We start from the raw sequence: 19,510 nt of genomic DNA on the forward strand, positions 1-19,510 counted from the left end.
ATTGTGAAAAAGAACGAATTACATAACGACAAATCAGCAGGATTTACAACTCCTAAAGACTATTTCAATACTTTTGAAGACCGTCTTTTTGATACATTACATTCTGAAAGTATGCTTCCTGAAAAAGAAGGATTTAAAGTGCCTGATGCGTATTTTGATGGTTTGGAAGATTCACTTTCTACTAAGTTATTCGCTAAAGAAGAAACCACAAAGGTAATTCCGCTACAGCGAAAGAAAAACTATTTTACATATATTGGATATGCAGCCGCAGCTTGTATTTTATTTTTAGGAGTGATTACTTTTATTGGAAATTCAGATAGCAGTGAACTTTCTAACATTGATAACGTTGTAAATACAGAAATTAATTCATTTATAGAAAACGATTTGATCGCTTTGAATAATTATGAATTGATGAATGTGTATGAAGAAGAAAATATTGATGTTAGTACTATTTTTGAAGTAGATTTAAACGAAACAGAAACAATAGATTATTTGGAAAACAGCGCAGATCCTTACGATTTATTAATTGAATAATATACATATGAAATTATATACAACACTACTATTTTTGTGCTTTGGGCTTTTCATCGGAACAGCGCAAAGAGGAGAAAGTAAAGAGAAGATTAAAAAACTGAAGATTGCTTACTTTACGGAAAATCTTAATTTATCTGCTGATGAAGCGCAAAAGTTTTGGCCAATTTATAACGCATTTGATGAAAAAAATCACGATTTGCGTGTAAAAGGTTTTTTGAAGATAAAAAGAGAAGTAAAAAACATGGATAACATGTCGGAAGCAGAAGCTTCTGAAATCTTGGTACGTTTGGAAGCTCTTGAAAAAGAAATGTACGAGAATAAAAGAGATTTAATGCAGAAACTTCGAAAAGTACTTCCTGCAAAAAAGATCATTCTATTGAAAAAAGTAGAACGTGATTTTAATAAAAAACTGATGAAACAATTCCGTGACAGACGAGGTAAACGAAAATCAATGCCCTAAAAAACCTAGAATATTTTTATATTCTTAACCTATGCATTGATTAGAAAAGAGCATTTTTTTGTAAAGAAAATGCTCTTTTTGTATTTAGTAATAATTTTTAATTTAAAAAAACACTACACTTTTAAACCTTTTGTCACAAACAAAGTCTAAAGTATAGAATAGTAAAAAGGTGATAATTTATCACTGTTTATATTTTTTGGTGATTGGTTAAAAGGAATGCTGTGCAAAGCATTCCTTTTACATTTTAGGCTATTTTTTAAAATACCTATACATAAGTATTTTTATTTTCAAAATTCATTTGTAGTTTTAAGAAAATTAGCACAGATGAATTCCAAAATACAAGATCCATTCAGTCCGTTTAAATATTTTGAACGCAATCATATTTCTAAAAATTACATTATCAGCTTTGTCGTATTGGCTGGTTTAATGATGATTTGTGGCAACATCTTCAATATTTACGATTGGGTACAACATCCACAGTTTACAGAACCACAAGTTACAGGAGATTGGTTTAAAGCAAATACTACAGGATTTCAAAAAGCTGTTTTTTACGCTTTTTTTGTGTTCGATTTTGTTTGGGCATATATATTATGGCTTATACTACGTAAATATGTCGCTTCAAAAGTGAGCAAATCGTCATGGATTTATAAACTTTTCATTGTATTTACAGTTATTGCGCTCGGTTTTGATTACATCGAAAATTCCTATTATATACTATGCAATGAATATCCTGAAACGATTGTAAACATTAAAAAAGTTGGATACGCACTTGGTATTTTAGTCGTACTGCTTATTTGGTTACGCTATTCTCTAAAAGATCGCTTTGTGATCTTTAAAGAATTTATCACTTCTTCATGGATTAGTCTGATATTCTTAATCATCATAGGATTTACCTTGCCAAAAGCACCACAACTCAACTCCATTATTGTCGATTTGTATTATCATCCTGTTTGGTTTGTGATCGTATTACTGCTTATTTTTGCACCAATGTATTGCATTGTTCTTTCACACTATCCTAATTATTTTTTATTCTCAAAATCCAACAGAAAGTTTAAAGATAAGGTTTGGAAAATCTCAAAAAGGGTTAGTCTTTTTGGAATTATCTGGTATCGCAACGCAGATAATAAAGGCAATAACGATTATGAAAATTACATTAGTTTTTTACGTAGAACTATCGGTGTTTTCTTCTATGGCGCTATTTTTTATATGTTGGCGTATACGGCAGATGCTAATTTTAATATCGATTCAAAACTCAACGGACTTGCAAGTGTATTAGTTTTCGGATTAATTTGGTGGTTGTATGTGCTAAAAAAACGTAAAGACAAATGGTATCACGATCATAAAAGTGCAATCAGTAAAATTGGTGATAACGTCTTTGAACTGATGTCGTATGATACAAATCAAGGAAATACAGTAATTGCAAAACAACAAACAGCTACACTTGAAGGAAAAGAAAAATTATCGACTCCAATCAATACGTATTTGATCTTCTTAGTACTTACTATATTTTCACATATTGCATTACTGTTTTTGTTATTATTTTTTGAACATCCTTACAGATATTCTACAGTGGTTTTGAGTTTGCTATGTGTTACATTACAAGCCATTACCTATACATATTATCGAACCTATAGAACACTTTTTAGATATGCCTTTTTTAATGAAAAAATAAAAGCAGTTATCAAATCATTTTCAGTAATGCATAACGAAAATGATACACGAAGCTATGAAGAAAAAAAGGAGAAAATTGTAGAAGCTTTTGAAAAATATGAGTATTTCGGGCAAACTTCTTTTTTTAAAAAACTAGCTAAACTAAGAATCGGAAACTTGTCACTAGGCGCTATGAGCAACAATATCATCTTTTTACAAATTGTTTCTTATTTTGGATTTTTCAACGCATTACTATTATTCGGATTGAACATTTTTCCCACTTGGGCGATGAAGGTAAACTCAATCATCATTATTATTTCCTATTTCTTTTTGTTGTACGGAATGATCGTTATCATCCTGAAACATTTTATTTATTATAATTTATCAAGAGAAAATTTTGCATTAGCTAACAAAGCAAAATACTTTTTCTTAATTGCTACCAGCGTTTTAGTACTTATCATTGTGAACCGCTTGGCAAGTGCTAATAATTTATTTGAACTTGAACAGATTCCTGAAACTGTAAATAAAGAAGATGTAAACCTGAATAATTATGTAGCCAATTTACCTGACACACGTTATTATATTGGTTGTTATGGTGGCGGAATGAAGGCAAATGCGTGGACCATGACCGTGTTGAATGCTTTAGATAAAAACAATACACTATATGACAAAACCGTGTGCCTGTCTGGCGCTTCTGGCGGAACGATTGGTTTGATTAATTATTCAGCGATTAAACATGTTAATAAAACACGAGAAAAACGAGAAGCCATCATTCGAAATATTGGTACAGAAAATATTTTATCTATGGATGTAATACACTTGCTTGGTAGAGATTGGGTTTTACATATGTTGGTTCCTTGCGATTTAAAAGGAAAAGACCGATCAACCAGTGCCATGCGTACGTATGCAGAACATACAGATGAGGAAGGTTTCTCGGAAGATGAATTTAATAAAAAATCATACAGACAATATTGGGCAGAAATGTATAAAGATAAAGACCACTTTCCAATTTTAATAAGCAATACTACCAATATTAAAGGACGACAAGGAATGGCAGTTTCAATTTCTGCTAGTGGTAAAGCTGAAAAACGCTTGTATTTTGGAGCAGATGATATTTTAGAACTTCCCAATAATAAAACATTGAGTTTTTACAACGCAGTTTCTACTACAAATCGATTTCCGTTGATTAGTCCTGCAGCAACTATTGAAGGTGTCGGACAGTATAATGATGGTGGATTGTATGAAAACTCAGGTTTATTATCTGCTTTTAAATTGTATGAAGCTATCAATACGATAGACACATCTACTACAGTAAAAAAAACAGTTTTCATCAACATTATCAATGATAAATCGGCATATGTAAAATATCGCATGCAGGAAATTATGGAAGATTGTCACGGCGGAGCTATTAATAAATCGAGTGAAATTTCTGCAATTTTAAACTCGGTGGCGGCAACAGAGATGTTTCCAGGTTATATAAAAGATAAGTTGCACTATATGGATTCGAAAAACGCAAACATAAGCTTTGAAAGCATCTATTTACCACATAAATTTAGTTTGGAAGATGTAAAGGCAATTTACGGGCAACAAATTAAAGATACTGTTTGCGTGCGAAGAATTACAGAAATTATTGAAGAAAACAATACTGAAATTAAAGATTTGATGAAAGGTGCTTCCAAAGAAACCAATACGATTATTGAACCTGCCATGAGTCGCGTAATGGCGAAACCAGCTTTTGATTTTATGCAGTATATGCTAAATCATAGTTGCGTAAAACCTATTGTAGAGAAGTTTCAGTAAGTTTGGTTTTTAATGTGTTTTTTAACTTTTTTAAAGAGTCTTTTCTCCTGAAATCTGTACACGAACCAAAACCATATAGTAACAATTGGAAACATGAAAAGAAGCCAAAAAGGTAGATTTTCATTACTAAAAAAAAAGAAAATAGGAAATACGAAAGACAAAATTCCTGTGAAGAATAGTTCAATACGTAGTTTTGTAGTAAGTACTATTTCTGTTTTACCTTTTTCCAAAGCAATTAACTTGGCATATCCTTTTATTCCATCAAAATATGCAGCGTTATCATCAAGTATAATAGTACCTACAGAAAAATTTGCAAGAAATTTGAATTCATTATCTGAAATCCATTTGACGCTAAATTCGCAATCGTTTTCTTGTTGCAGTTTTTCTTTTAACTCTGCAATTGAACCTTTACATGTAATTGATTCTTTTAAAAAAATGCGTCCAATTAAACTTTTCATTAATTCCTCAAAAAGTTCAACTTCGCAATACGATTTTTCCCCGCAGCATACGCGGTGGAATCGTTGATAAATTTGATTGTGTAAAATCCTTCGTCCGAAAGATGTTTCCAAGTGTTTCCGGCATCATTTGAATAATCGATTCCTTTGAAACCAACTGCGACCAATGCTTTTGCATCACTATTGGGCACATATTGCACACAACTTCGATATGCTGGATTTGTGTTTTTTGCGACAATTTGCCATGTTTTTCCGCCATCAGAAGTCCTAATTTTGTTGGCTTCGTTGCTATCAGGTTTTGTATAATCGCCACCAATCGCAAATCCGTTTTTCGCATCATAAAAATCTAGCGAATACATTCCTGTCGTTTCAATTCCTTGTACAATTGGCGTTTCAAATACATTCCAAGTTTTGCCTTTATCTGCTGAATGCAGAATTCTACTCGCCTTTCCTCCTGTGGCAATCCAAACATTGTCATCAACAATTGAAATATTCGTATTGCTTGCCGCAAAAGCAGCTTCTCCTTCTTTCGCTTTTGGCAGTTGATCGCAGGAAACTTTCTGCCAAGTATTTCCGCCATCACGTGTGATAATGATACTGATACAATCGGCAGTCGGATCGCCCATGGCAATGCCTTCTTGTTCATTCCAAAAAGCAATTGCATCGTAAAATACTTTTTCGTGTGCTTCTTTGTAAACTAACTTTACTTCGCCATTCTGAGTGATTTTAAACAGCAATGCTGGATTTACAATACTGACTCCAAACGTTGTATTATTTACATGCGCAACTGCTCTAAAACTTACATTTAAGGTGTCTGATACTTTTTCTGAAAGTAAATTTGTATGTGTGTTTGCTGTTGCGTTGTAATGTCCGATAGTTGTTTTATTTCCGCCATAAATCAAATCGTTTGTTGGCGTTACTGCAATGGCTCTGATGCTGATGGAATCGTTAAAAATAGGCGTAATTTTAACAGATGAAATTGTTTTTTTGACAATAGGCGTTGCTTCTTTTTTTGTTGCTTCACAAGAGAATAATAAGGTCGCAATGAGCAATGAAATTAAAATACGCATGTTAGGTTTTGTTTGAGTTAAAAATTGATTGCCCAATGCCTTTTATTGAAAGTATATTTAGAGGAAACTCCATAAATACATGAACAAAGCTTAAAAATAAGAGTAACGTAAAGCCTATTTTATAATTGTAGAAATACAAGGCTACAGAAGCAATCCACATAGTAACTATGATAACCGAACGTTTTTGTGTGAGTCGTTTGTGCCAGCCAATTACGGAAGTTTTTGAGAACCAATTTAGGTAATGATACGTGTAAGCAAAAGCAATGAATATTTGAATTTTGATGAATAACTTTCCTTCAAAGGAAAATCTGGTACCATCCGTGAGTCCAATAGCTTGTGAAATTTTGGCATTTAAGATGAACAACATATTGTCCTGATAAATGTTTTTGGTATCAAAACCTAAGATGTAATCAAAAGGTCGTACGGTTAGAAAAATGATAAAAACTGGCGCTAAGAACATTAAAATAACGTTGAAACTACCAATTCTACTTTTTGATTTTAAATTTCCATACCACATAAATAAGATTGTGAATATGTATACGTGAATGACCGTTGGAAGAAAGATACCAACTAGCAAATGATATATTGATAAGTTGTGAAATACCACTGCTAATACACAACCTAAAGCAAAGGTAATGTATTGATAGGTGGTGTTTTTAAATACGGTAAAACCAATTGCTCCAACTATTGATATGAATAAACAGGCGTTAAAATATGCAGGAAGAACATTGGTTATAAAAAGTATTGTTTCTGAATTTATGTGTTCTTCTGGTGTGATTAAACGAACTAACGGCGGAAATGATATTAGTATTGCAGAGATAACAACAATATAAATCCAAAATTTACTCGCTACAAAATAGTTTTTATCTCGAATCCAATTGATTTCTGTCAGATAATGCAAAGGTCCTAAAACTGCATAGGAAAATAGAAAAAGTTCAAAGGGCAACCAATATGCCAAAAAGAAAGATAATACAATCAATCCTGTGTTTAGAAGATCTAAGTTAGCCGTTTTCATATGGTTTAAAAATAGAAAAAGCTTCGTAAACCACGAAGCTTTTTCTGTTATTTTAAAGATTGAATCTTAAGAATATATTATTCAACAATCATTTTTCTAGTGGCAACTTTCTTAGTTCCTACATACAATGTGTAGTAGTACATACCAGAAGATAATGTTCTTGTATTAATGTCTAATTCCTGATCTCCTTTTTGAGCTAAATCTACAATTGAGATTACTTGTCCTGCTGTATTTACAAATACCATTTTTGCGTCTCCACTCATGTCTTGTGGTACAAAGTAACGGATTGAAGAAGTATCATTGAAAGGGTTTGGAATGTTTTGATATAAAACCGCGCCACTTCTTGATGCTGGCGATCCACCTGGCAATGATAATGTTCCATCACATGCACATGCTTCAATTGCTTCAATTCTTGTTGTTAAATCATCAATTTGAGCTTGTTGTGCTGTATTTTCTGCTTCTAATGTGGATAAGATTGGAGATAAATCAACGTTTACAGAAGTTCCTCCTTCAATAGCAACTGTTAAGGTACTTCCTGATAAAGTTGCTGAAGTTAAGTTTTGATCGTCAGTTCCTGTTCCATCTTGAATCACAGCTAAATCAACTCCAGTTCCACCTGAAATATTTAAAGTTGTTCCTGATAAAGATAAATTTTGACTATCTGTATTGTCTAAGTATGGAGATAAATCTACCGTAGAAGCATTTCCTGTGATACTTAAAATATCAGAAGCTACTGAGATTGCTTGCGCATCTGTTCCTGTTCCATCTTGAATTACTGATAAATCAACTCCTGTTCCTCCAGAAATATTTAAGGTTGTTCCTGATAAAGATAGATCTTGCTCATCAGTATTATCTAAATATCCTGATAAATCTACTGTTGTAGCGCCACCAGAAATGCTTAATACATTCGCAGCAATTGCTAAATCTTGATTATCGGTGTTGTCCAAGTATGGAGATAAATCTACCGTTCCAGCATCACCTGTAATGCTAAGTACATCACCCGAAACTGAAATTGCTTGACTATCCGTATTGTCTAAATATCCTGATAAATCTACCGTTGTAGCACCACCAGAAATACTTAATACATTCGCTGCAATTGCTAAATCTTGATTATCTGTGTTGTCTAAGTATGGAGATAAATCTACCGTTCCTGCATCACCTGTAATGCTCAACACATCACCTGAAACTGAAATTGCTTGTGCATCTGTATTATCTAAGTATGGAGAAAGATCAACGGTACCTGCACTTCCAGTAATACTTAATACGTCACCAGCAACCGAAATTGCTTGTTCGTCTGTATTCATATTTGTTTCCCAAGAATCTCCATCCCAGTAATAAATACTATCAGTTTCGGTATCATACACTGTCATACCTTCATCGGTTGCTCCTAATGAACTTCCAAAAGTTGTTCGCTCTGCAGTAGTCATTCTATTTAAGTGTAAACCTTTGGTTGCTCCTGTTAAGTCTAAAGAAGCATTTGCATTTGGTGTATCTGTTCCGATACCTACGCTTAATGGATTTGTAGCTCCACCAAGAACCATAGTATTATCATTTATAGCAGTAGCTGCATTACCAATAGCAACTGAGTTTGTACCTTGCACATTTGCAGCAACTCCAATAGCAATATTATTTGTAGGATCTAAAGCACTTGGATCTGTTGAAGTAGCTTGGTAACCAATGACAATGGCTCCATCATTTTGTGCTACAGTTGTAGAACCTATTGCTACAGCAAATTGATTATCTACATCTACAGAACGTCCAATACCTACTACATCATTTTCTTCAATATCTACACGATCACCAATACCAACAGAATAGTCTGCTAGATTTGTCATATTTCCTAAATACCCCATCATAATAGAATAATCTCCACGAATATCATGATCGATACCCATAGAAATAGAGTATTGTCCATCTAGGAACGATTCATTACCGAATCCCATTACGTTGTTGTTACTTGCTGTAATATTATACCCGAAGAACATTGTATTAGAACGGTTTGTGTTGTCAAAATCTGCTTGCGATCCCATACCTACATTGTATTGTCCTTCACGGTTTGTAAAACCAGCAGAAAAACCTACATATGTATTGTGGTTTGCGTTAGCTGTATTATTTGTACGGTTGTTATCCCAACCTGCTTGTGCTCCAATGAACGTGTTGTAATCTGCCCATTCTGTTGCTACACCTGCAGCAGCACCTACCATTGTATTATAAATACCATCTCCAATATCAATTGCAGCAGAATCTCCAACTCCCGTGTTGTGGTGACCATCGTCAACATCACTCATCGCTTCACTACCAATACCAGTGTTACGATATCCTACATCAGAAGAAATACCTACTTCATTACCAACAAATGTTTGTTTGTAACCTGTAGTATTGCTAAAACCTGCATCTTCTCCTATGAATGTGTTCTCGTAACCAGTAGTGTTGTTTGCTCCAGATTCTTCTCCGACGAATGTGTTATCATAACCAGTCGTGTTATTCTCTCCTGATTCAGCACCGATAAAGGTGTTATCTCCACCATTGATATTTAATCGTCCAGCTTCATATCCAATAAACGTGTTATCGAAACCAGTTGTATTTGAATATCCTGCCAGATATCCAATGGCAACAAGCTCACTTGTGGTGACGCTTCGCCCTGCACTATACCCAAATAAGGTATTTCTTGAACCAGAAGTAACAAAGCTACCTGTACTATCTCCATAAAATGTGTTGAAGTCTCCAGAAGAAATCGATACTCCTGAACCAGTACCCATAGTTTCGTTTAACGTTTGTGCCTGTAAGCCCGTAATTCCGAGGAAGCTTAATACAAACACAACTACGAGGGGTAATTGTTTTTTCATAATAGAATTGTTGTTAGTTTTTTGTAAAAATAAAATGGTTAATCAAATATAAAAAATATTAATTTAACATATCTTTCAAATATAATTAACTAATCATTAAGAAAGCTGCGTAATTATACCTGTTTTTACCAAATCTGTGTATTTGACACCTTTTTATTTATAATTGGTTGTTTTTAGATTGAATAATTCTTTTATATTGCAGGGTAAAATTAACCTAACTGTACATGCCAAAAGCTGAAAACTTAAGTAGTTGGATACTGTTTGTATTCGTGTTTTTTGTCTACGCTATTTCCGCTTCAAACACCATTACATTCTGGGATAGTCCTGAATTTATCACGAGTAATTATACACTTCAAGCATCACATCCACCAGGCGCACCTTTTTATACAATCCTTTGTAAAGTTGTCTTATCATTTTTCCCTGCAACTAAAGCTGCACTAATCACTAATTTGATTTCTTCATTTTTTGGAGCATTGACAATTACTTTATTATTTAGAATCACTATAAATATAGCCAAGCGTATACTTTCTGAAACCAAAAGTAAGCACTCACCTACAATTGTGCTCATTTCAGGAATTACTGCCGCATTGACACTTGCCTTTTCAGATAGTTTTTGGACAGCTTCCACCGAAGCAGAAGTCTACACTTTATCATTTGCCTTAATGACAGGAATGATTCACATAATGTTATTGTGGGAACAAACTTTAGACAAAAGAAAAGAAGTGATTTTTATACTCCTATTTACATTTCTATTAGGCATTGCTACTGGCGTTCATTTAATTTTAATCGCAATCGTAATTCCACTTTCAATCCTCATTACACATAAAAAGTTTGGACTTACCATTAAGAATTTTATCCTTGCCATTTTAACAGGTTGCATCACTTTTTTTATCATTTACGGATGTATTGTTCAGGGAATTATCAAACTAACGAACAACACCGATATTTGGCTTGTAAATTCGTTTAAAATGCCTGTAAACACAGGAATTCTTATTGTATTACTTCTTGTAACACTTGTATTCAGTTTCCTGTTGTTATTCTCGCGAAAGCGTCAAAAAACTACACTTCATCATCTTACTTTAGGAACGATTTTTTTCTTAGTCGGAATGAGCGCTTTCCTAATGCCTTTACAACGATCAGGAGCAACTACTTTAATTGCAGAAAGTGTTGATAATAGCAATAAAATGTTACAATATGTGCGTGCAGAACAATTTGGAGTTGCTTCTATTCCACTGCTAAAAGGTCCGGTGTACAACGCTCCTTTAGATAAAGATATCGGGTTTGTAGATGGAAAACCCGAATATACCTTCGATGCAGCTCAAAATAAATATGTAAAAGTACATGACGGAAAATTTAAACAAGTGAATTATGCCAACGAATTCAAGATGTTTTTTCCTAGAATGTTTGACAAAGGTGACGCGGAAAAGTACAAAGCATGGACACCCATTTTTGGAGAACCTATCAAATATCCTGTACGTGATGAGGTGGTTACCATCAACAAACCAACTTTTGGTGAAAATTTAAGTTTTTTCATCAACTATCAAGTAATTTGGTTAAACGCTCGTTATTTGTTTTGGAATTTTATTGGTAGACAAAACGATCATCACGGTTTGGGCTATATCAAAGATGGAAATTGGATTAGTGGCATCAATGCTTTGGATAAAAGTAGAGTTGGCGATCAAGCTGTGGTTCCGCCACATTATAAAAACCATAAAGGAAACGACGCGTATTACTTTTTGCCGTTTATTCTTGGTATTTTGGGAATCATCGCGTTGCGCAAACACCAACAGTATTTTTGGACAACCGTATTGCTCTTTCTTACTTTCGGAATCGGAATTACCATTTATGTAAATCCCGTGCCTTCCAGTATTTTAATTCGCGAGCGCGATTATATTTTTATCGGTTCTTTTGTAATTTTTGCCTTGTGGATTGGACTCTCAGTGATATTTCTGGCGAAAGCCTTACAAAAAATTAAAAACCAAAAAATACGTATTGGAATTGTCGCTACAATCGTTCTTCTCGCCGCGCCAATTCAACTGCTAGCAAAAGGTTGGGACAATCACCAACGCGGACATGACGAGTTTGCCTATTACTTTGGAAAAGCATATTTAGATGCCTGTCCGCCTCAAGCAATTCTCATCACAAATGGTGACAATATGACGTTTCCACTTTGGTATTTGCAACAAGTTGAAGGCTATCGAAAGGATGTTCGCGTCATTAATTTTGACCAATTAAACATACAAACACATATTGAAAATTTAAAAAATACCGTTTACGACTCAAAACCTATAAAAATTGATCTTGACAAAGCGTTGTATGTCAGCGGTGTTGAAAAATTATTTCCTTTGCAGGAAGAAACTCAGGAAGCTGCAAAATTACCCATACTGTTTAAATTTCTAAAACAAGAGAACACCCGTATTAACTGGAACGGACGCATGCGACATTACATTCCTTCCACTTCTTTTTCTATTCCTATTGATACGACACGGATGAAAAAGCTTTTTGATCCAGCAAAATTAAATGCTTCGTACACTGCTTCAATCACTTGGAAACATGCCAAAAAGTTTTATGGTATGAATGAAGTTGTATTGATGAATCTCTTGATGAATAATATTCACGAACGACCTATTTGTTTTGCAATCAACGGAAAGAAAGATCATTTAATGAATTTAGAACCATATTTTATTCAACATGGAATGGTAAATATACTAGCACCAATTCAGCGTACTGACCCGAAAGTAAATCCGAAGATTGTTGCCACTAAAATGATGCTTCCATACTTAATGGACACGGTAAATTTTGAAGGTTTTTCAAACAATGATAAATTTATAAAAAGTGATAATATTACCTACGCACGAGAAATATTACGTCAAAATTATTACTTTTTAGCACAAGCTTTATTGGAAGAAGGAAACACCAAAAAAGCAATTGCCGTTTTAGATAAATGCAACGCATTGTTTCCAAACGAAACTGTTCCGTATAAACAATATGCATATGCAATTGGAAAACTATATGTTCGCGCAGGAAATAGACAAAAAGGAACTGAAATTTGTCGTACTGCCATGCAGAATATTTGGGGCGAATTACAGTGGATGACTTCTTTCGATCCGCCATATCCAATCATTAATTTACGGCATGCATATCGCCTAAAAGGCATGTATTTTCAAATGATGCAACAATTTCCAAACGGTATAGAAAATGCGCCTGTAAGCAAAGAAACATTTCAACAATTTGATGCTGCTTTTCAAACGTGGCAAAAACGAAATTGGCCATACTAATTCCCCTGATTATGTTATTTTCAACTGAAGTTACTTCTTCTAAAATTATATCCGACAATCCGCTATTTCAACGCACCTTGAAAGCGTATCATATTGTGGCGCCACATATTCATGGAGACGTACTCGAAATAGGTTGTGGCGAAGGTTATGGAGTGGAATTATTGTATAAAAATGCTGATACATTAACATTGATTGACAAATCGCCCTACACCGCAGAATTTATCAATAATAAATATCCGAATACGACAATTATTCAGGAGAAAATTCCGCCGTTGACACAATTAAAATCGAATAGTTTTGACGTCATTGTTTCGTTTCAGGTGATTGAACATATTAAAGAAGCCGAATTGTATGTACAAGAAATTCATCGGGTTTTAAAACCAAATGGCAAAGCATATATTTCTACACCAAATGCAGTAAAAACGATTGCGAGAAATCCTTGGCATTACAAAGAATATACTTTTGATGATTTGTCCAATTTATTCAAAAAAACATTTTCAAAATATACCATTCAAGCGGTTCAAGGAAATGCAAAAACTGAAGCGTATTATGAGAAAAATAAAAAATCTGTCGCACGCTTTTTACGATATGATATCTTTAAACTAGAACACAAAGTACCTTCTTGGTTGTTGCAGATTCCGTATGAAATTGCAAATAGAATAAATCGTAAAAAACTCCTTAATAAAAACCCTGATTTGGTCAACAGCATCACACTTGAAGATTATTCGTTGGCGGAACATTCGGAAGCAACATTGGACTTTTTCTGCACGTTAGTAAAGTAGTTTTTTAGAGAATTTGACTTTTCTGCTTTTTAATTTTTAAAATGACTTTTTGAAAAAATTATCAGCAACAAATAAGCACAAGTACAAAAAAGAAACAACTAACAAACAAAAAATAAACATAAAACAATACCTTTGCGGTTTAATTTGAATCACATGCGATTACACAGAAATTTAGTTTTTTCCGTTATTGATGGACTAAACTTGATATTTAATGAAGGAGCTTATGCCGATAAAGTAGTTGAAAAATTACTAAAAAGAGACGCCCGTTGGGGAAGTCGTGATCGTAAGTTTGTTGCAGAAACTACTTATGAAATTGTTCGCTGGAAACGTTTATATGCTGAAATAGCAGATATTAAAGAAAACTACTCTCGTGAAAATTTATGGCGCATTTTTGCCGTTTGGGCAACATTACGCGGTATTGAATTACCAGACTGGAATCAGCTTGCAGGAACACCAACTCGTAGAATAAAAGGGCGTTTTGACGAAGTTTCTAAAATCAGAAAAATCAAAGAATCCATTCCAGATTGGTTAGACGAATTAGGTGTTGCCGAATTAGGCGAAGACGTTTGGACGAAAGAAATTAATGCGTTAAATAAACAAGCCGACGTAATTTTAAGAGCAAACACGCTACGAACTACCAAAGAAAAACTAAAAGCTTTGTTGGCTTCTTTGGAACATGAAACAGAAGACATAAAAGGACATCCATCAGCATTACGCCTAAAAGAACGTGCAAATATCTTTAAAAATGAAGCGTTTAAAAACGGATTTTTTGAAGTTCAAGACGCCAATTCACAGCTAGTTTCTGAATTTTTAGATGTAAAACCAGGCATGAAAGTCGTAGATACTTGTGCTGGTGCAGGTGGAAAATCATTGCATCTAGCCGCTTTGATGGAAAACAAAGGAAACTTAATTTCTTTAGACATATACGAAGGAAAGCTGCGCAAACTTAAGCGTAGAGCACGACGTAACGGCGCACATAATATTGAAACACGCGTGATAACTTCCACGAAAGTGATTAAAAAATTATACGACAAAGCCGATCGTGTATTGATTGATGCGCCTTGCTCCGGATTGGGCGTTTTACGTAGAAATCCAGATGCAAAGTGGAAAATTCAACCAGAATTTCTAGACAAAATTAAAGACACACAACAAGATATATTACAACGATACTCACGCATGGTAAAATCGGGCGGAAAAATGGTCTATGCTACATGTTCTATCTTACCATCGGAAAACCAAGAACAAGTGGAGAAGTTTTTAGCTTCCAATGATGATTTTACTTTAGTAGAAGATAAAAAACTATTAGCATCAGAATCTGGTTTTGATGGTTTTTACATGGCGTTACTACAACGAAAATAGAACCCTAAATTATTTCAATATATTACACAATGAAAAAAACAGTACTTTTTTTAATCGGATTGATCTCTTTTACTGCTGTTGCACAACAACCGTATTATGACGATGTAAACCTTACATTGTCAGGAATACAATTGCGTGATGCATTGGCAACGAAAGTAATAAATACACATTCAAATTCATTATCATATTCTGAAATTTGGGATGCAATTATGATTACTGATGTTGATCCAAATAATACCAACAACGTATTTTTACTCTACGGATGGGAAGATGGAAGTGATGGCGATGTAACCAACGATTTATTTAGAAATAAAAACAACAATGGAGGAAATGTTGGCGAATGGAATAGAGAACACACGTTTGCAAATTCATTAGCAAGTCCAGATTTAGATTCCAATACCTCAAACGGACCTCCATATAGTGACGCACACAATTTACGTCCTACAGATGTACAACGTAACGGACAACGCGGAAGTCGCTTATTTGCTACAGGTTCAGGAAACTCAGGAACTGTTGGAGCTTTTTGGTATCCTGGTGATGCCACTCAAGGCGGTCCAGACTGGCGTGGAGACGTTGCCCGAATTGTAATGTATATGTACATTCGTTATGGGAATCAATGTGCGCCAAATTTAGTTGCAGATGGAACCACAAACAGTGTAGATTCAAATATGATCGATTTGTTATTAGAATGGAATGCTGCCGATCCTGTGTCGCCTCTGGAAGATGCACGTAACACATATCATGAAAATATTTCCAACGCTACAGCACAAGGAAATCGCAATCCATTTATAGACAATCCGCGTTTGGCTACACAAATTTGGGGCGGAACTCCTGCAGAAGATCGTTGGGGAATTTACTCTGGTGATACCGAAGCACCAACCGTACCAATGAATGTAATGACAAGCAACGAAACAAGCAATACCATTGATATTTCTTGGACAGCTTCTACAGACAATGTTGGTGTTACCGAATATGATGTTTTTGTTGATGGAACCTTCAATCAAACCGTTGCAGGAACTACTACAACAGTTTCAGGCTTATCTGCTTCTACAACATATGCATTTACAGTATTGGCAAAAGATGCAGAAGGAAACACTTCAGCACAATCTGCAGCAGCAAATGGAACAACTCTAGCTGGTGGCGGAAGCGGAAATGGGAATTTGTATTTCTCAGAATATATGGAAGGAAGCTCATTCAATAAAGCACTTGAAATTGCAAATTATACAGGAGCTACAATTGATTTGAATGATCCTGCAAACATGTACACACTAAAAATAAGTACCAACGGAAATGCAGCTTGGAATTCTACCTACACATTTCCTGCGGGTGCCATGATTGCTGATGGCGATGTATATGTGATTGCAAATACAGGACTAGCTGTATGTACAGGCGTTGTAGATGATTCTGATGATACTATTACAGGCTTCAACGGAAATGACGCGATTGGTTTATTTAAAAATGATGTGTTGATTGATATTTTAGGAACATTAGGAGACGGAACAACTTATGCATCAAATACAACGTTGGTAAGAAAACCAAGTATCAGCGTTCCAAATACGACGTATACAGCAAGCGAATGGGATACTTTTGCTTCTAACACATGTACAGATTTAGGAAGACACACGCAAACATTAAGTGTTGATACGTTTGAAGCAACTGCTTTTCAAATCTATCCGAATCCAACTCATGGAGACATCGTGTACATTAATACAAAAAATAATGTACAAGTTACAAATGTTCGTATTTACGACATCGCAGGAAAACAAGTACTGACACAAGCGAATGTAACTAATGAACTTAACGTGCAAGGTTTGCAACGCGGATTGTACATTTTACAATTACAAATTGGAAACCAAACAGTTAACAAAAAGCTGATAAAGCAATAAATCACAAAACATACGTATAAAGCAAAAAGCTCCAAACATATGTTCGGAGCTTTTTTATATTACATAATTATGCCAGTAATCATATAATTATCTATAAAAGTAGTAACTAATTTTCAATTCTAAAAATGATCTGAGAAATCATCCTACAATCAACTCAATGCCAATTCCATAGCTTTTGTAGCGTGAATTGTTGTCGTATCAAACACAGGAATGGCAACGTCTTCTTGCTGTATCAACAACGGAATTTCGGTACAGCCCAAAATCACACCTTCTGCGCCTTCTTTTTGTAAACGTTCAATGATATTTACATACGCTTCTCGCGAACTTTCTTTCAGCATTCCTTTTGACAATTCTTCATAAATTACCCGATGTACTTCTTCACGTTCAGCTTCATTCGGAATCAATGTTTTTATACCAAAAGAAGCCAAAACTGCTTTGTAAAAATCTTTCTCCATCGTATATTTTGTTCCGAGTAATGCAATCGTATTGAGCTTTTTCTCTAAAATTTTCTCTGCAGTCGCTTCTGCAATATGAATCACAGGAATAGACACACTTTTACGAACAGCATCAATAGTTAAATGCATGGTATTGGCGCAAATCAGAATGCATTCAGCTCCAGCTTTTTCAAGACTTTTTGCGGTTTCTGCCATAATATCATCTAACAAATCCCAACGTCCGTCGTGTTGCAATTTTTGAATCTCTCCAAAATCAACCGAATTAATAATACACTTTGCTGCATGCGGTTCGCCTTTGTGTTTTGCCGCTAAATTATTTAAAATTTGATAATATAAAATAGTCGATTGACTCGTGATTCCGCCAATAAGTCCGATAGTTCGCATAATTGAGAATTTATTCCTTCAAAATTAGGGATTTATTCACTTTGCTTCTACATTTGTACGTATAATTTTAGCACATGACAACTTTACTCATCAACATCAAAGAATTACTTCAAGTCCGTGAAACCAACGTTTCTAAAGTTTCAGGAAGTGATATGAAAACGCTTCCAAAACTAGAAAATGCGTATGTGTACATTGTTGATGATAAAATTTCAAGTTTTGGTTTGATGGCAGCTATTGAAATCGCTTCCGCAGATACCATCATCGACTGTACCAACAAAGTAGTTTTACCAACTTGGTGTGATAGTCATACGCACATAGTTTATGCTGGAGACAGATCGCAGGAATTTGTAGATCGCATCAACGGATTGAGTTATGAGGAAATTGCCAATCGTGGAGGTGGTATTTTAAATTCGGCTAAAAAACTCCAAGAAACTTCAGAAGACAAACTCTTTGCCCAATCAGCAAAACGTTTGGAAGAAGTTATGAAATTAGGAACTGGCGCTATTGAAATCAAGTCGGGTTACGGACTCACCACAGAAGCGGAACTCAAAATGTTACGCGTGGCAAAACGTTTGAAAGAAACCTACAACTTTCCGATAAAAACTACTTTTTTGGGCGCACATGCCATTCCTGCAAATTACAAAGGCAATCAAGATGGTTATATGGATTTGGTAATTGATGAAATGTTACCCAAAATTGCCGAACAAAACTTGGCAGAATACGTAGATATTTTCTGCGAAAAAGGCTATTTTACTCTTGAAGATACTGAACGACTTTTAAAAGCGGCACAACAATACAATCTCACGCCAAAAATTCACGTAAACCAATTCAATGCATTTGGTGGCGTAGCTTTAGGTGTAAAATACAACGCACTTTCTGTAGATCATCTAGAAGAACTTAATGACGACGATATTTCCGCATTGCAAGGAAGCGATACTATGCCAGTTGCGTTGCCTTCGTGTTCGTACTTTTTAAGCATTCCGTATACACAAGCAAGAAAATTAATGGATGCAGGTTTACCTGTCGCGTTGGCTACTGATTACAATCCAGGTTCAACACCTTCAGGAAATATGAATTTTGTGGTCAGCACCGCATGTATCAAAATGAAAATGACGCCAGAAGAAGCCATAAATGCTGCGACAATCAATGGAGCATACGCTATGGGACTTTCAGAAACGCATGGAAGTATTACGAACGGAAAAGCTGCCAATTTGATAATTACTAAAGAAATTGAGTCGTTTCATGTATTGCCATATGCGTTTGGCGATAACAATATTGAACAGGTTTTGATTAATGGAAAGGTTATTTAGATCGCTTTGCTTTTAGATCGCTAACGCTTTTAGATATTAGATCGCTTCGCTGTTAGACTTGTTCCTGTGAAGACAGAAATCCTAGACCTCTTAGAAACGTCACTACGAGAAGTTCGCGACGTGGCAGTCTGTTTCTAGTTGAAATTTGTATTTTCTTTGAAATCAGACTTGTTAGGTTGTTAGAAAACGCTTCGCTGTTAGACTTCTTAGAAACGTCACTGCGAGA

13 protein-coding genes are annotated in these 19,510 nt (G+C 34.8%); 8 read left to right on the top strand and 5 right to left on the bottom strand.

All coding sequences use genetic code 11. The annotated features are described in order from the left end of the window. The first annotated feature begins 3 nt into the window (after positions 1-3). The 3 genes from KAOT1_RS08330 (at position 4) to KAOT1_RS08340 (ending at position 4,444) form a co-directional block, all read left to right on the top strand. Positions 4-534 carry a hypothetical protein gene (locus KAOT1_RS08330; protein ID WP_007094327.1) on the top strand — a complete coding sequence of 177 codons (531 nt, stop codon included), beginning with the start codon at positions 4-6 and terminating at the stop codon, positions 532-534. A 7-nt stretch (positions 535-541) separates the two neighbouring features. Next, a complete protein-coding gene (locus KAOT1_RS08335) occupies positions 542-994 on the top strand; it encodes a hypothetical protein (RefSeq protein WP_007094328.1) in 453 nt (150 codons plus the stop codon). 324 nt (positions 995-1,318) lie between these two features. After that, positions 1,319-4,444, top strand: coding sequence for a patatin-like phospholipase family protein (locus KAOT1_RS08340; protein ID WP_007094329.1), 3,126 nt, complete (start codon positions 1,319-1,321; stop codon positions 4,442-4,444). Here KAOT1_RS08340 and KAOT1_RS08345 read toward each other — a convergent pair. The 4 genes from KAOT1_RS08345 to KAOT1_RS21950 all read right to left on the bottom strand — a co-directional run bounded on the left by KAOT1_RS08345 (position 4,438) and on the right by KAOT1_RS21950 (position 9,830). Beyond that, positions 4,438-4,902 carry a hypothetical protein gene (locus KAOT1_RS08345; protein WP_007094330.1) on the bottom strand — a complete coding sequence of 155 codons (465 nt, stop codon included), beginning with the start codon at positions 4,900-4,902 and terminating at the stop codon, positions 4,438-4,440. The genes KAOT1_RS08340 and KAOT1_RS08345 overlap by 7 nt on opposite strands. Next, entirely contained in the window at positions 4,902-5,969 is a 1,068-nt protein-coding gene (locus KAOT1_RS08350; RefSeq protein ID WP_007094331.1) for a WD40/YVTN/BNR-like repeat-containing protein, read from the bottom strand. Before KAOT1_RS08350 ends, KAOT1_RS08345 begins: the two co-directional genes overlap by 1 nt. Position 5,970: 1 nt before the next feature. Then, on the bottom strand, positions 5,971-6,984 hold the full coding sequence (locus tag KAOT1_RS08355) for a hypothetical protein (protein ID WP_007094332.1): 1,014 nt from the start codon (positions 6,982-6,984) through the stop codon (positions 5,971-5,973). A 77-nt stretch (positions 6,985-7,061) separates the two neighbouring features. Next, positions 7,062-9,830 carry a T9SS type A sorting domain-containing protein gene (locus KAOT1_RS21950; RefSeq protein ID WP_007094334.1) on the bottom strand — a complete coding sequence of 923 codons (2,769 nt, stop codon included), beginning with the start codon at positions 9,828-9,830 and terminating at the stop codon, positions 7,062-7,064. A gap of 224 nt (positions 9,831-10,054) precedes the next feature. Here KAOT1_RS21950 and KAOT1_RS08365 point away from each other — a divergent pair, with 224 nt between their 5' ends. The 4 genes from KAOT1_RS08365 to KAOT1_RS08380 all read left to right on the top strand — a co-directional run bounded on the left by KAOT1_RS08365 (position 10,055) and on the right by KAOT1_RS08380 (position 17,135). After that, positions 10,055-13,108: a protein O-mannosyl-transferase family gene (locus KAOT1_RS08365; protein ID WP_007094335.1), complete on the top strand. Its 3,054-nt coding sequence runs from the start codon at positions 10,055-10,057 to the stop codon at positions 13,106-13,108. Positions 13,109-13,119: 11 nt separating this feature from the next. Further along, positions 13,120-13,890, top strand: coding sequence for a class I SAM-dependent methyltransferase (locus tag KAOT1_RS08370; protein WP_007094337.1), 771 nt, complete (start codon positions 13,120-13,122; stop codon positions 13,888-13,890). Between the two features lie 153 nt (positions 13,891-14,043). Beyond that, positions 14,044-15,249: an RsmB/NOP family class I SAM-dependent RNA methyltransferase gene (locus KAOT1_RS08375; protein WP_040559425.1), complete on the top strand. Its 1,206-nt coding sequence runs from the start codon at positions 14,044-14,046 to the stop codon at positions 15,247-15,249. 29 nt (positions 15,250-15,278) lie between these two features. Continuing rightward, entirely contained in the window at positions 15,279-17,135 is a 1,857-nt protein-coding gene (locus KAOT1_RS08380; protein ID WP_007094339.1) for an endonuclease, read from the top strand. A gap of 149 nt (positions 17,136-17,284) precedes the next feature. Here KAOT1_RS08380 and KAOT1_RS08385 read toward each other — a convergent pair whose 3' ends face one another. Beyond that, positions 17,285-17,974, bottom strand: coding sequence for an aspartate/glutamate racemase family protein (locus KAOT1_RS08385; protein ID WP_007094340.1), 690 nt, complete (start codon positions 17,972-17,974; stop codon positions 17,285-17,287). Between the two features lie 74 nt (positions 17,975-18,048). On the opposite strand from KAOT1_RS08385, the gene hutI reads away from it, so the two are divergent. Next, complete coding sequence (gene hutI / locus KAOT1_RS08390) at positions 18,049-19,284, top strand: imidazolonepropionase (protein WP_007094341.1); 1,236 nt, start codon at positions 18,049-18,051, stop codon at positions 19,282-19,284. Positions 19,285-19,510: the final 226 nt, after the last annotated feature.

The organism is Kordia algicida OT-1 (assembly GCF_000154725.1).
GTDB lineage: Bacteria > Bacteroidota > Bacteroidia > Flavobacteriales > Flavobacteriaceae > Kordia > Kordia algicida.